This window comes from Sphingomonas sp. S2-65, from assembly GCF_021513175.1.
GTDB lineage: Bacteria > Pseudomonadota > Alphaproteobacteria > Sphingomonadales > Sphingomonadaceae > Sphingomonas.
In genome coordinates this window covers 3,351,751-3,365,003 of the sequence record NZ_CP090953.1, presented here as the reverse complement: position 1 = coordinate 3,365,003, position 13,253 = coordinate 3,351,751, and the positions used below count along the sequence as shown (strand labels likewise).

The following is a 13,253-nucleotide window of genomic DNA, read 5'->3' as shown; positions in this document are numbered from 1 at the left end:
CAACGTCCCCTCGATGCAAGCAAGCGCCGCCCCGGCTCCCCGCAAGCGTAGCCGGAAAAGCTTCTGGCTGAAGCAGCTCCATACCTGGCATTGGATGAGCTCCGCTATCAGCCTGATCGGGCTGCTGCTGTTCGCGCTTACCGGCTTCACGCTGAACCACGCCGCCGACATCGAGGGATCGCCGCAATCGGTGGAGCGAAAGGCCCAACTGCCGGCGCCGCTGCTGACACAGGTGCGCCCCGACAATGCCGCCGACGCGAAGAAGCCGCTTCCCGGCGAGGTCACGCGCTTCGTCGAAGGCGCGCTCGACATGCCCGCCCAGGGGACCGCGGAATGGTCGGCGGACGAAATCTACCTTGCCCTGCCCCGCCCCGGTGGTGACGGTTGGGTGGCGATCGACCGGGAAACCGGTGCGGTGACCAGCGAGCGCAGCTCGCGCGGCTGGATCGCCTATCTCAACGACCTCCACAAAGGGCGCAACGCCGGCACCGCGTGGAAGTGGTTCATCGACATCTTCGTGCTCGCCTGCATCATCTTCACGATGACCGGACTGGTGCTGCTGCAGATGCACTCGAAGCATCGCAAGAGCACCTGGCCGCTGGTCGGCATGGGGCTCGTCATCCCTGCGCTCATCGCCATTTTCCTCATCCATTGAACGAGGCCGAACCATGCATATCCGCCTGACCGGACTTACCGCCGCCGCGATCGGAGCCGGCAGCCTGTTTCCCGCCGCAGCCGGTGCGCAGACGCTCGACCTGTCAGTCGAGATCCCGCGGCTGCGGGTCGCCGAGTACCACAAGCCCTACGTCGCGGTGTGGCTGGAGAAGACCGGGACCACGCCGCGCACGCTGTCGGTCTGGTACGATGTCGACAAGCGCGGTGGCGAAGGCACCAAGTGGCTGCGCGATATCCGACAGTGGTGGCGCACCAGCGGGCGCGGCATGACCTTCCCCGCCGACGGAGTGAGCGGCGCGACCCGCGCCCCCGGCACGCAGCGGCTGCAACTGGTCGGCGGGCGTGGCAGCATGCCGCGGCTGACCCCGGGCGAATACACGCTGGTGGTCGAGGCCGCCCGCGAAGTCGGCGGCCGCGAGATGGTACGCCTCCCGTTCAGTTGGAACGGCACCGCCGCCAAGGGCGCGCTCAAGGGCTCGACCGAGCTGGGCGCCGTCTCGTTTACGCTCAAGCGCTAACCCGGAAGGACCGTATCCCATGAACCTTCGCACTCCCCTTCTCGCCGTAGCTGCGATGGCAGCGGTCGCGGCGCCGGCGGCGCTGGCCCACCGCATGTGGTTCCTGCCCTCCTCGACCACGATCTCGGGCACCGACAATTGGGTGACGGTCGACGCCGCGGTGTCGAACGACCTGTTCTATTTCGACCACCAGCCGTTCCGTGCGCTACCGACCGTGACCCAGCCCGACGGCAGCGAGGGCAAGGTCGAGAACCACAGCATTGGCCGCTACCGCGCGACCTTCGACGTGCACCTGACGCAGCAGGGCACGTATCGCATCGGCACGGTCAACCAGGGCGTGTTCGGCAGCTACAAGCTGAACGGCGAGACCAAGATGCTGCCGCGCGGCACCACCCACGACACGCTGGCCAGCGCGATCCCGGCGGGCGCCACGGACGTGCAGACCAGCGAAAGCTATGCCCGCAACGAGATCTTCGTGACGCAGGGCGCGCCGACCAACACCGTGTTCAAACCCACCGGCAAGGGCCTGGAGCTGGTGCCGGTGACACATCCCAACGACCTGGTTGCTGGCGAGGCGGCAACCTTCCAGTTCCTGGTCGATGGCAAGCCGGGGGCGAACCTGTACGTGACCGCCATCCCCGGCGGCATCCGCTACCGCGACGCTCTGAAGCAGATGGACCTGCGCACCGACGCGCAGGGCAAGGTGAGCATCACCTGGCCGCAGGCGGGCATGTATTGGATGAACGTCACGCCGAACGCGCCCCGCCCCGAGGGCGAAGGTCCCGGTGCCGGGGGTCCTGGTGCTGGCCAGGGCGGACCCGCTGCCGGCCAGGGTGGTACCGGTGGACCCGGTCGTGGCATGCCGCGTGGCCGCCGGATCAGCTACACCACCACGCTCGAGGTGCTCGCCCCCTGAGCGCGCAACCGCGCATCGCCCTTCCCAGCAGCCTGTCGCCGGCGGCGTTCCACCGGCGGCAGGCCGCTGCGCAGGTGGCGGCGTTTGCCGGGGAGACGATGGGAACGACTTGGTCGGTTCAGGTCGTGCGGCCAGTCACGTCACCAGAGGTTCGACAGCCGCAACTTGCGTTGAGCGACGCCGAGATCCTTGCCGAGATCGAGGGCGTGTTGGCCCGGGTCGTTGCCGAAATGAGCCATTGGGAACCGGGTTCCGACCTGAGCCGGTTCAACCGCTCGGACCTCGGCCGCTGGCAGCCGCTGCCGCCTGGCTTCGCCGAGGTGCTCGCCGCCGCGCTGAAGGTGGCCGAGGCGAGCGACGGGGCCTTCGATCCGGCGATGGGGCGGCTTGTCGACCTTTGGGGGTTCGGGCCTGCCCGGCCGCGAGACGGCGTTCCCAGCGAAGCCGCGCTCAACCAGGCGCTGGCCGCTTCCGGACGGCGCCATGTCGAGCAGGACGGCCTCCGGGCGCGGCGGCTCGCCCCGGCCACGCTCGATTTTTCCGGGATCGCCAAGGGCTATGCCGTGGATGCGGTCGCGGAGCGGCTACGCGGCCTCGGGCTGGCCGACTTCCTGGTCGAGATCGGCGGGGAGCTTCGCGGCGAGGGGATCAAGCCGGACGGCCAGCCCTGGTGGGTGGACCTGGAGCCGGCCCCAGGCGTCGCGGCCGCGCCGATCCGCGTGGCACTGCACGGCTTGTCGATCGCGACCTCGGGCGATTACCGACGCCGCTTTCGCCACGGCGCGCGTGAATATGCGCACACACTCGATCCGCGCAGCGGACGTCCGCTCGAAAACCGTGTCGCGTCGCTGACGGTGCTGCACCCAAGCTGCATGCTGGCCGACGCCTGGGCCACCGCGCTGACGGTGCTGGGTACGGAGGGCATGGCGGCGGCCGAACGCGAAGGGCTGGCCGTGCATATGGCGGTACGCGGGAGCGGCGAGCTGCTGTCGTCGCGGCTGACGGGGATGCTAGGCTGACGCACAGACAGGCGCGTCGGAGGTGCGAGGCGCGTCAATCAGCGCAGCTGTCGACGCTCGCCTCCTCAGGTCATCGTGTCGTCAGATCCACGTGCGGCCATCGGACGCGCCGCATCCGTAAGGCGGCAGCTGGCCGGGAAAGCGCGCCTGCATCTTGTGGCAGCCCCAGGCGCGCACCGGTGCCGGCGCATAGCCGTTGAGCGCAATGCCGACCTCGTCATACGGGCTGTCGGCATATGCGACGTACATATACCAGCGGCCGCCGAACATGATCGTGGCCGCGATCAGCACCACGCAGACGAGCTGTACTAGTTTTTTCATTTGCACCCTTATTCAAGCGAACGCCGCGTCTGGCAGAGGGAACCTCAACGTTCAACCACTCGGCAGCAGTGCGTTTACGCGACGCTGCGATAAGCCGGGTAAGGGGACCGGAAGGCTCAGGCGTCGGCCCAGCGGCGCAGCAGATTGTGGTAGACGCCGGTGAGTTCGATCACCGAGCGATCGGCGGCGCCGAGCTGAGCGGTGAGCCGCTGGACTGATTGGTCGAGGTCGAACAGGATGCGGCGCGCGCTGTCGTCCCGGATCATCGACTGCATCCAAAAGAACGACGCGACCCGGACACCGCGGGTGACCGGGGTGACGTGGTGGAGACTGGACGAGGGATAGAGCACGGCGTGACCGGCGGGAAGCTTCACCCGCTGGACGCCGAAATGGTCCTCCACCACCAGCTCGCCGCCGTCATAGCTCGCGGGATCCTCCAGGAACACGGTCATCGACAGGTCGCTGCGGATACGGAACTCGGTGCCGCGCTGGATGCGGATGGCGTTGTCGACATGGGTGCCGAAGGTTTGGCCTTCGCCATAGCGGTTGAACAGCGGCGGGAAGACCTTGAGCGGCAATGCGGCCGCGAAGAACAATGGCGACTTGCCGAGCGCGTCGAGCACCATCGCACCGGCTTCGCGCGCGGCGGGGCTGTTTTCGGGCAATTGTTCGTTCTTTTTCGCGAGCGCCGACTGGTGGCCCGACGTAGCGTTGCCGTCGATCCATTCGGCGGCGTCGATCAGCCCACGCAACCGCGCCACCTGGGCGAGATCGAGCAGTTCGGGGATGGCGATAATCATGGGTGTTCGGCCTTGCGTGGCGGACGGTGCGGGGAGGCTAGCCGGGCGGAGGGTCCCTGGGGAAGACCCTCCGCCCGCGCCTTGCCGCTCCGTCAGAAGCGGTAGTTGATCGTCAGCACCGCCGAGCGCGCATCGCCCGGGGTCGCCCAGCCATTGTTGCGGATACGCGTGAAGTAGAGCTCGTCACCGATATTCTTGACGTTGAGTTGTGCCGAAAGCGTCTTGGAGAAGTCGTAGGCGAGATAGGCGTTGTGGACGAGATAGTCGTCGGCCTCATACACCGTCCGCGCCGTGGCGGTGGGCAGGTTGAAGGCGATCGCCCCCTGATAGGTCAGGCCGTAGCCGATGCTCAGCCCGAAGGGCAGCTTGTAGGTGGTGAACAGGCTGCCCGAATGCTCGGGCGTGTTCTGAAGCCGCGCGCCGGCACCCGGGTCCGGGAATGCAACGCTGTTGCCGCAGTTCGCCGCGCCGGGATTGTTCAGGCAGAAGTTGGAGACCGACTGGATCAGCTTCCCGTCGAGATAGGTGTAGTTGGCAGTGATCGACCAGGCGTTGGTGATCCGCCCTACTGCGCCGATCGCGATGCCGTCCACCCGCGAGTGGCCGTCCATCTGCTGATCGGGAATGCCGGGTTCATTGGAAGCGACGCGGTAGCTGTCGCGCTCGTTGCGGAACACCGAGGCAGTGAGCAGCAAGCGGCCGTTCGCCAGCTCCGCCTTCGCGCCGATTTCGTAGTTCTTGGCGCTTTCCGGAGTGGTGATGCAGGTGGTGGCAGTGGCGCCGTTGACGCCCGCGACGGTGCACGACCCGTTAACGGCGGATTGGGACGGGGTCTTGGAGTTGCCATAGGCGGCGTAGAGGCTGACCGCCTCGACTGGCTTGTAGACCAGCCCGACCCGGTACGAGAGCAAGTCGTTGTCGTTGTACAGGCGCGTGGCTCCGACCGCGCTCAGGTTCGATCCGTGGTTGCTTTCCCAGCGCAGGCCGGCGTTCAGTTCGACCTTGCCCAGCCGCATCGTGTCGAACAGGTACACCGCATAATTGGTGACTTCGCCGACCTGCCGCCCGGTATAGGTGTAGTTGATCGGGCCGGTATAGGTGTTGCTGCCATAGACCGCGCCGGGGAGCGCCGGCCCCTGGACCACCTCATACGGGTTGGCGATGTTGATATAGGGGTAATGCTGGTTCGCGCTGGGGGCGGCGGGGTTGAAGGCGTAGGGATTGCCGCCCCCTGCGTCGCGAAGCGCGTTGCCGCTGCGCAGCGTGTACTTTTCCCAGCTCACCGAGCCGCCGAGCGTCGCGGTATGCTCGATCGCGCCGGTGTTGAACGTCGCGCGCAAATCGAGCTGATCGTACATCAGCTCGTTCTTGGAATTGCGCAGGTTCCCGCGCGGGCCGCCGATCAGGTAATAGCCGGCGGGTACGGTGATGTTGAGCACCTGGCCCGGGCCGGTGCGGGTGTCGAGATCGACGACGCAGCTGCCGCCGGTGGGCGTGCGGTCGTTGTCGAGGCAATAGGTGCCCTGGGGCGGCCCGACGGTGGTGAGCTGGCTGACCTGCTGCCAGCGCGCGAGGTTACGCACCGAGACGGTGTCGCTGATCTCATGGTCGAAGATCATCGTCGCCTGGTCGACGTCGATGTCCTGCCGGTCGACGTTGCGGTAGCCATAGTAATTCTCGCGGTCGACGCCCGGAATCATGCCGTCGTACAGGTCGTTCTGGAAGTACGGAATGCCATATTGGGGGATGTTGCGGTCCTCCTGGTGGAGGTATTGCAGCGTCAGCTTGGTCGGGCCGTCGATGCCGATCGCGACCGAGGGGGCCACCCCCCAGCGCTTGTTGTACTCGACGTCGCGTCCGGGCACGTCGTTGCGGTGGACCATGGCGTTGAGGCGGACAGCGATCAGCTCGCTGGCGCGCAGGTTCGCGTCGATCGTGCCGCGATAATATTCCGGCGTGCCGACGCCGCCGGTGACAGTGACGCGCGTGTCGCCGAGCGGGCGCTTGGTGACGATGTTGATCGATCCGCCGGCCGAGCCTGCGCCATTCTGCACCGAGTTGGCGCCGTTGACGATCTCGAGCTGCTCGAGGTTGAACGAGTCCGAGCGGCTATAGGCCGCACTGTCGCGCACGCCGTCCTGGGTGATGTCGCTGGAGGCCGAGAAGCCGCGAAAGTTGATCTGGTCGCTCGGCGGCGTGCCGCCCTCGGCCGCGCCGAAGGTGATTCCGGGGACCGTCGAGAGCATGTCGCGCAGCGTCAGCAGGTTCTGCTGCTCGATCGTCTCGGCGGTGATGACGGTGATCGTCTGCGGAGTGTCGCGGACGGGGCGCGTGGCCTTGGGCGTCTCCTGGTGCGGCTGATACGCCTCGCCGGTGATGATCACGTCCTCGCGGTCCTGTTCGCGCGCAGTCTGGCTCTGGGCCTGGTCCGTGGTCGGATCCGGGGCGGCAGCGGCAGGCGCGCTCGCAACGAACCCGACGCAAGCGAGCGCGAGGAAAGCAGGCGCGTTGGCGCGGCCCGCGGACTGGGATCGGTTCACTGATAATGCCCCTTTGCTGAATTCGTTGCAGGGGCGATTATTGCGAGCCGTTCGCAGAGTCAATGCTAATGCGAATGTATCGCAACTTTGTCGCGAATTGTATCGTTCAGCCGGGCAGGGTCATCAGCCAGGTGCGCAGCGCGCTCGCGAGGTTCGGAGGATCCTCCCCCTGGATACGGGCATGGTCGATCGCCGCGACAAGGGCGCTGAGCGGCAGCGCGTGCGACCCCGCCGCCGCTTCCAGCGCCTGCCAGAAGACGGGTTCGAGGCTGATCGAAGTCTGGTGGCCGGCGATGGTGATCGAGCGCTTGACCGGCCCCCGGAAGCCGCCGGGGGGAGGGTCGACGGTCATTCGGTGTCGAACAGCGATGCCAGCTGTTCGACCATGGTGCCGGCCAGCTGCTCGGCATCCATGATGGTGACGGCGCGGCCATAATAGCGCGTGACATCGTGGCCGATGCCGATCGCGACCAGGCTGACCGGCGAGCGTGCCTCGATCCAGCCGATCACCTGGCGCAGGTGCCGCTCGAGATAAGAGCCCGAGTTCACCGAGAGCGTAGAATCGTCGACCGGGGCGCCATCGGAGATGACCATCAGGATCTTGCGATCCTCGGGGCGGGCGATCAGCCGGCCATGCGCCCATAGCAGCGCCTCACCGTCGATATTCTCCTTAAGCAGCCCTTCGCGCATCATCAACCCGAGCGAGCGCTTTGCGCGGCGCCAGGGTTCGTCGGCCTGCTTGTAGACGATGTGGCGGATGTCGTTGAGGCGACCAGGCTGCGCGGGCCGGCCCTCGGCGAGCCACTTTTCGCGGGACTGCCCGCCCTTCCAGGCGCGCGTGGTGAAACCGAGCACTTCCGTCTTGACCCCTACCCGCTCCAGCGTGCGCGCGAGGATGTCGGCGCTGATCGCGGCGATCGAGATCGGTCGTCCCCGCATCGAGCCGGAATTGTCGATCAGCAGGGTGACGACCGTGTCCTTGAACTCGGTGTCGCGCTCGATCTTGTAGCTGAGCGACTGGGTGGGGTTCACCACCACGCGTGCCAGGCGGGCCGCGTCGAGCATGCCCTCGTCCTGATCGAAGTCCCAGCTGCGCGACTGCTGCGCCATCAGCCGGCGCTGGAGCCGGTTGGCGAGCTTGGTGACCGCGCCCTGAAGGTGGACCAGCTGCTGATCGAGATAGGAGCGCAGCCGGTCGAGCTCCTCGGTGTCGCACAGATCGGTGGCGGCGATCACTTCGTCGAATTGAGTCGTGTAGGGGCGATATTCGAACTGCGGCGGCAGATCGCTCCACGGGCGATTGGGCCGGTTGGGCGCCATGCCCTCCTCGCCGTCGTCGCCGGGCTCGCCCTCGCCATCGTCCATCGCTTCGGACTGCTGCTGCTCGCCATCTTCGGTCTCGTCGGAGTCGCGTTGCTCGCCGCGCGCTTCGATTTCGCCCTCACCCTGCTCGGACTGGCTGTCGCCTTCCTCCTCGCCGGGCTGCTCCTGGTCATCGGTGCCTTCATCCTCGCTGCCGCCTTCATCGGCCTCGTCGGGGATCATGTCGCCTTCGACGAGTTCCAGTTCCTGGAGCAGCTTGGTGGCGAGCGCGGCATAGGCCCGCTGGTCGTCGATCGCGAGCGCCAGCGCGTCCAAGTCTCCGGCGGCTTTCTCCTCGACCCAGTCGCGGACAAGCGCGAGGCCCATCGCCGCGCCGGCGGGCGCCTGGCGGCCGGTCAGCCGCTCGCGGACCATCAGCCCGAGAGCGGTGGAAAGCGGTACCTCCTCACGATTGCGCGCACGCGCGATCGGATCCGAGCGCAGGCGGACGTTGAGCGCGTGATCGAGATTGTCGGCAATGCCGGCATAGCCGCGTCCGCCCAGCGCCTCTATCCGCGCGGTTTCCACGGCGTCGAACACGGCGCGGGCGACCGGTTCCGAAGGCGAGGCACGCAAATGCACGGCATTGTCGTGATGCCGCATGCGCAGGGCGAAGCTGTCGGCGAAGCCGCGCGCTTCGGCCACCTGCTCGGCCGGCAGCCCGCGGGGCGGCATCGGCACCTTGATGCTGCGCCCATCCTGTCGCGGCGGATCGGCGGTGAAGCTCAGCTCCGCTTCCGCCTCGCCCGAAAGCGCACGCGCCGTGCCGCCAAGCACGGCGCGGAACTGTTCAAGGGGCGTATCGGCGGCCACGCGCTCGCTCAGACTTTGCCCACCACGCTTTCGGGCAGATCCTTGCCGAAGACGCGCTGGTAGTATTCGGCGACCTGGGCCCGCTCGGCTTCGTCGCACTTGTTGAGGAACGAGAGGCGGAACGCGAAGCCGACATCCTTGAAGATGTCCGCGTTCTGCGCCCAGGTGATCACCGTGCGCGGGCTCATCACTGTCGAGATGTCGCCGTTGACGAAGCCGCGGCGGGTCAATTCGGCCACGCGGACCATGTTCTCGACCAGCTCCTTGCCGCCTGGCTTGTCATAGTCGCCAGACTTGGCGAGCACGATCCGCGCCTCGGTCGCGGCGGGCAGATAGTTGAGCGTGACGACCACGTTCCACCGGTCCATCTGGCCCTGATTGATCTGCTGGGTGCCGTGATAGAGCCCACTGGTGTCTCCCAGGCCGACCGTATTGGCAGTGGCGAAAAGGCGGAACCACGGGTTCGGGCGGATCACCCGGTTCTGGTCGAGCAAAGTCAGCTTGCCCTCGGTCTCCAGCACGCGCTGGATCACGAACATCACGTCGGGGCGGCCCGCGTCATATTCGTCGAACACCAAAGCCGTCGGGGTCTGCAACGCCCAAGGCAGCAGGCCTTCGCGGAACTCGGTGACCTGCTGGCCGTCGCGCAGCACGATTGCGTCGCGGCCGATCAAGTCGATGCGGCTGATATGCGCGTCCAGGTTGATGCGGATGCACGGCCAGTTGAGCCGCGCCGCGACCTGCTCGATGTGCGACGACTTACCGGTGCCGTGATAGCCCTGGATCATCACGCGGCGATTATGCGCGAAGCCCGCCAGGATTGCGAGCGTGGTATCGGGATCGAACACATAGGCCGGGTCGAGATCCGGGACGCGCTCGTCCGCCTCGCTGAACGCCGGCACTTCCATGTCGATGTCGATGCCGAACAGGTCGCGCACGCTTACGCTCTTGTCGGGCGCGTCGAGGATCGTGGTCTCCCGGCTGTCGGGCTGGGCGTTGGAAAGATCGGCCATCAATGCAATCCGGTCACTAGGGTTCGCCTCCGCCTAAGGCTTGGTGGCGTGCACCGCAACATTTAGGCTTTGCTCAGGCGTTGATGAACGCAGGAAGCCGGAAAAGGTCGATGAAGCGCTGCGCCAATTTTACATCCCCGGTGACGAAGACCTTTCCCGCCGCCTGGGACTCGGTGAGCGGTGCCGGGCCGTAGAATACCGAAGCCAACGCTGAGGGCTGCCCTTCGAATATGATTTGAGCGTCCGAGACTTCCGCACGACGCACGTCGAGCCGGCCTTCGACGATGGCGCCGCGAAACGGCTCGCCGCCCACCCGGAAGCCCAGGTCTACCGCCAGGTCCCTGGATCGTTCGGGATCCATCATCGTCCGCAGCGACAGCATGAAGGCGGTGTTGCTGAGCGGCATGGTGACGTCGTGCGCCGGCGAACCCGCCGCCCAGCGGCTGAGCGCGAAGATCGGCTCCTCCAGCGCCCTGCCCCAGGCCGTGAGCGCATAAACCTGGGCGTTGGCCGGTGATGGCAGGGCTTCGCGGCGCAGGATCCCCCCCTTCTCCAGCCCCTCGAGCCGCTGAGTGAGGATATTGGCGCTAAGCCCGACCAGCGCGCCACGTATTTCGCCGAAACGGCGTGGCCCCAGCAGCAATTCGCGTACGATCAGCAGCGACCAGCGTTCGCCGATCAGATCCATCGCCAGCGCGGTGCCGCAGGCGTCCTGATACCAGCGCCGTGCCTTGTTGAAATCGACTCCAGTTATTTTTTGTGACTCCATAGTTGCTTTAAGTAACCATCACGGGCATCAAGTTCAACAAGACGATTCGCGACACAGCGTTTTCACATAATGGGAGAGAACCGATGCCGAAGACGATCTTCGTGAACCTACCCGTGGCCGACGTCGCCCGGTCGACTGCCTTCTACGAGGCGATCGGGTTCACCAAGGACGACCGGTTCAGCAACGAACAGGGCTCGGCCATGAAATGGTCGGATGAAATCTCGATCATGATCCTAAGCCACGAACTGTATCGAAGCTTCATGCCGCACAAGGCGATCGCCGACACGTCGGCGGCCAGCGAAGTGATCCTGTGCTTCTCCTTCGACAGCCGGGAGGCCGTGGACGCGATCGTCGAACAGGCGGTTGCCGCGGGCGGCAAAGGCGACGTCAGCGCGCCGGACGATCACGGCTATATGTACGGCCGCTCGTTCGAGGATCTCGACGGCCATAGCTTCGGCCCGTTCCACATGGACATGGAAGCCGCGATCGCCGCCATGTCCGCCCAGACGCAAGTGGCCTGAACGATGGCGAGCCTTACTCAAGATGCTTCCGAAGCCCATGCCGGAAAGCGCGACCAATGGGCCGGCCGAGCCTTGAGCGGCCTCGCTATCCTCTTCCTCGCGATGGATGCAGGCGGCAAGCTGATCGTGCCCGAGACGATGATCGCCAACAGTCCGCCAATCGGACTGCCCGCGGATGCCGCGCTCTACCGTCTCCTCGGCACCATCCTCGGCGTGGCCACGCTGCTGTACGCGGTTCCGCGCACTGCGTTCCTCGGCGCCATCCTGCTCACCGCCTATTTGGGCGGCGCCGTCGCCATGCAGTTGCGTGTCGGCAGTCCATTGTTCAGCCACACGCTGTTCGGCGTCTATCTGGGACTGTTGGTATGGGCCGGGCTTTGGCTGCGCGATCCGCGCGTCCGGACGCTCGCACCGCTTCGCACCCTGCCCCTGCGATAAGGACGACCGACATGCCGCAAAAGATCATTCCCAGCCTCTGGTTCCACGGCGATGCCGAGCAAGCCGTGTCCTTCTACGTGACGCTCCTGCCCGACAGCCGGGTCGACAGGATCGTTCGCGCGCCGGCCGACACGCCCGCGGGTCCCGAAGGCAGCGTGCTGGTGGTGGAGTTCACGCTCGCCGGCCAGTCCTACCTGGCGCTGAACGGCGGGCCGGAGTTCCGCTTCACCGAAGCCGTGTCGTTCCAGATCCTGACCGACGACCAGGACGAAACCAACCGCCTGTGGGCGGCCATCACCGGCAATGGCGGCGCGGAGAGCATGTGCGGCTGGTGCAAGGACCGCTGGGGCCTGTCCTGGCAAATCACGCCGCGCCGATTGATGGAATTGAACACCGGCCCGGACCGGGACCGCGCGCGCCGCTCGATGCAGGCGATGATGGGCATGCACAAGATCGACATCGCGACGCTCGAACGCGCCGCCGACGGCAACTGAGGAAAAGGTCATGCCCATCGATCCCCATAGCGACATCGAAGTCACCGCTTTCGAGTGGGTGCCCGATTTCGCCCGCACCTATGTCCGCGATTTCCGCGTGCGCTGGGCATTGGAGGAAGCCGGTCGGCCCTATCGCACGCGGCTGATCAGCGCGGTCGATCGACCGCAGGACTATTTCGCCGAGCAGCCCTTCGGCCAAGTTCCGGCGTATCGTGACACCCAGGTCCAATTGTTCGAATCAGGCGCGATCGTCCTGCATATCGGCAGCAGTTGCGAGGCGCTTCTCCCGGCAGACATCGTCGGCCGGACCCGCGCCACCGCCTGGCTGGTCGCGGCGCTGAACAGCGTCGAGCCGATGCTGATGGAACTGGCGACGGTCGACCTATTCGCTGCCGGCGAGCCCTGGGCGGCGCTGCGCCGGCCCAGTCTGGTCGAAGCGATCGACAAGCGGCTCGGCCATATGTCCGACACGCTGGGCACGCGCGATTTTCTGGAAGGCCGGTTCACTGCTGGCGACTTGATCATGGCCGCGGTGCTTCGCGGGCTGGACGCCACCGATCTGCTGGCCCGCCACGCGAATCTCGCGGCATATCAACGGCGATGCCTCGATCGCCCGGCTTATGCCGCGGCGATCGCCGCCCAGCTGGCGGACTTCCGCGCCGACGCACCCATTGCAGCCTGAGGAGAGACGCACATGAGCTATATCGACGGTTTCGTGGCCCCGGCCAAGGACAGGCAGGCCTATCTCGACATGGCGGCCAAGGCGGCGCCGATCTTCATCGAACATGGCGCGCTGCACGTGGTGGAAGGCTTTGGCCACGACGTGCCGCGAGGCGAAGTCACCGACTTCTACCGGGCGCTCAAGGCAGAGGAGGGCGAGACCCCGGTCTTCTCCTGGATCATCTGGCCCGACAAGGCGACACGCGACGCCGGCTGGGAAAAGGTGATGGCCGACGAGCGGATGAAGCCGCCTGCCGAGATGCCGTTCGACGGCAAGCGCATGTTCTGGGGCGGGTTCGAGCCGATCGTCGACCTCAAGGCTTGAAGGAGCCAC

At 66.3% G+C, this 13,253-nt stretch carries 16 protein-coding genes; 9 read left to right on the top strand and 7 right to left on the bottom strand.

Features of this window, described 5'->3' with window-relative positions:
* Nucleotides 1-13: 13 nt before the first annotated feature.
* The 4 genes from LZ586_RS15880 to LZ586_RS15865 all read left to right on the top strand — a co-directional run bounded on the left by LZ586_RS15880 (nucleotide 14) and on the right by LZ586_RS15865 (nucleotide 3,128).
* A complete protein-coding gene (locus tag LZ586_RS15880; RefSeq protein ID WP_235077288.1) occupies nucleotides 14-655 on the top strand; it encodes a PepSY-associated TM helix domain-containing protein in 642 nt (213 codons plus the stop codon).
* A gap of 13 nt (nucleotides 656-668) precedes the next feature.
* Nucleotides 669-1,193 carry a DUF2271 domain-containing protein gene (locus LZ586_RS15875; RefSeq protein WP_235077287.1) on the top strand — a complete coding sequence of 175 codons (525 nt, stop codon included), beginning with the start codon at nucleotides 669-671 and terminating at the stop codon, nucleotides 1,191-1,193.
* Between the two features lie 19 nt (nucleotides 1,194-1,212).
* On the top strand, nucleotides 1,213-2,109 hold the full coding sequence (locus tag LZ586_RS15870) for a DUF4198 domain-containing protein (RefSeq protein ID WP_235077286.1): 897 nt from the start codon (nucleotides 1,213-1,215) through the stop codon (nucleotides 2,107-2,109).
* Between the two features lie 98 nt (nucleotides 2,110-2,207).
* On the top strand, nucleotides 2,208-3,128 hold the full coding sequence (locus LZ586_RS15865) for an FAD:protein FMN transferase (protein ID WP_235077285.1): 921 nt from the start codon (nucleotides 2,208-2,210) through the stop codon (nucleotides 3,126-3,128).
* Between the two features lie 81 nt (nucleotides 3,129-3,209).
* On the opposite strand, the gene LZ586_RS15860 is transcribed toward LZ586_RS15865, so the two are convergent.
* From LZ586_RS15860 to LZ586_RS15830, 7 genes are all read right to left on the bottom strand, one after another.
* Nucleotides 3,210-3,449 (bottom strand): hypothetical protein, encoded by a 240-nt coding sequence (locus LZ586_RS15860; RefSeq protein ID WP_235077284.1) that lies wholly within the window; start codon nucleotides 3,447-3,449, stop codon nucleotides 3,210-3,212.
* Nucleotides 3,450-3,565: 116 nt separating this feature from the next.
* The gene (locus tag LZ586_RS15855) at nucleotides 3,566-4,249 is read right to left on the bottom strand and encodes a Fe2+-dependent dioxygenase (RefSeq protein ID WP_235077283.1); all 684 of its coding nucleotides are present in this window, start codon (nucleotides 4,247-4,249) and stop codon (nucleotides 3,566-3,568) included.
* A gap of 92 nt (nucleotides 4,250-4,341) precedes the next feature.
* Nucleotides 4,342-6,789: a TonB-dependent receptor gene (locus tag LZ586_RS15850; protein WP_235077282.1), complete on the bottom strand. Its 2,448-nt coding sequence runs from the start codon at nucleotides 6,787-6,789 to the stop codon at nucleotides 4,342-4,344.
* Between the two features lie 106 nt (nucleotides 6,790-6,895).
* On the bottom strand, nucleotides 6,896-7,141 hold the full coding sequence (locus LZ586_RS15845; protein ID WP_235077281.1) for a ribbon-helix-helix domain-containing protein: 246 nt from the start codon (nucleotides 7,139-7,141) through the stop codon (nucleotides 6,896-6,898).
* Nucleotides 7,138-8,964: a cobaltochelatase subunit CobT gene (gene cobT, locus LZ586_RS15840; RefSeq protein WP_235077280.1), complete on the bottom strand. Its 1,827-nt coding sequence runs from the start codon at nucleotides 8,962-8,964 to the stop codon at nucleotides 7,138-7,140. The genes LZ586_RS15845 and cobT overlap by 4 nt, the downstream gene beginning before the upstream one ends.
* 8 nt (nucleotides 8,965-8,972) lie before the next feature.
* Nucleotides 8,973-9,977: a cobaltochelatase subunit CobS gene (gene cobS / locus LZ586_RS15835; RefSeq protein ID WP_235077279.1), complete on the bottom strand. Its 1,005-nt coding sequence runs from the start codon at nucleotides 9,975-9,977 to the stop codon at nucleotides 8,973-8,975.
* Nucleotides 9,978-10,050: 73 nt separating this feature from the next.
* Nucleotides 10,051-10,746 (bottom strand): winged helix-turn-helix transcriptional regulator, encoded by a 696-nt coding sequence (locus LZ586_RS15830; RefSeq protein ID WP_235077278.1) that lies wholly within the window; start codon nucleotides 10,744-10,746, stop codon nucleotides 10,051-10,053.
* Between the two features lie 83 nt (nucleotides 10,747-10,829).
* Between LZ586_RS15830 and LZ586_RS15825 the strand changes: the two genes are divergently transcribed.
* From LZ586_RS15825 to LZ586_RS15805, 5 genes are all read left to right on the top strand, one after another.
* Nucleotides 10,830-11,267 carry a VOC family protein gene (locus tag LZ586_RS15825; protein ID WP_235077277.1) on the top strand — a complete coding sequence of 146 codons (438 nt, stop codon included), beginning with the start codon at nucleotides 10,830-10,832 and terminating at the stop codon, nucleotides 11,265-11,267.
* A gap of 72 nt (nucleotides 11,268-11,339) precedes the next feature.
* Entirely contained in the window at nucleotides 11,340-11,705 is a 366-nt protein-coding gene (locus LZ586_RS15820) for a DoxX family protein (RefSeq protein ID WP_235077276.1), read from the top strand.
* An 11-nt stretch (nucleotides 11,706-11,716) separates the two neighbouring features.
* The gene (locus LZ586_RS15815; RefSeq protein ID WP_235077275.1) at nucleotides 11,717-12,199 is read left to right on the top strand and encodes a VOC family protein; all 483 of its coding nucleotides are present in this window, start codon (nucleotides 11,717-11,719) and stop codon (nucleotides 12,197-12,199) included.
* Nucleotides 12,200-12,209: 10 nt separating this feature from the next.
* Nucleotides 12,210-12,881: a glutathione S-transferase family protein gene (locus LZ586_RS15810; RefSeq protein WP_235077274.1), complete on the top strand. Its 672-nt coding sequence runs from the start codon at nucleotides 12,210-12,212 to the stop codon at nucleotides 12,879-12,881.
* Between the two features lie 12 nt (nucleotides 12,882-12,893).
* Nucleotides 12,894-13,244 (top strand): DUF1428 domain-containing protein, encoded by a 351-nt coding sequence (locus LZ586_RS15805; protein ID WP_235077273.1) that lies wholly within the window; start codon nucleotides 12,894-12,896, stop codon nucleotides 13,242-13,244.
* Nucleotides 13,245-13,253 lie beyond the last annotated feature (9 nt).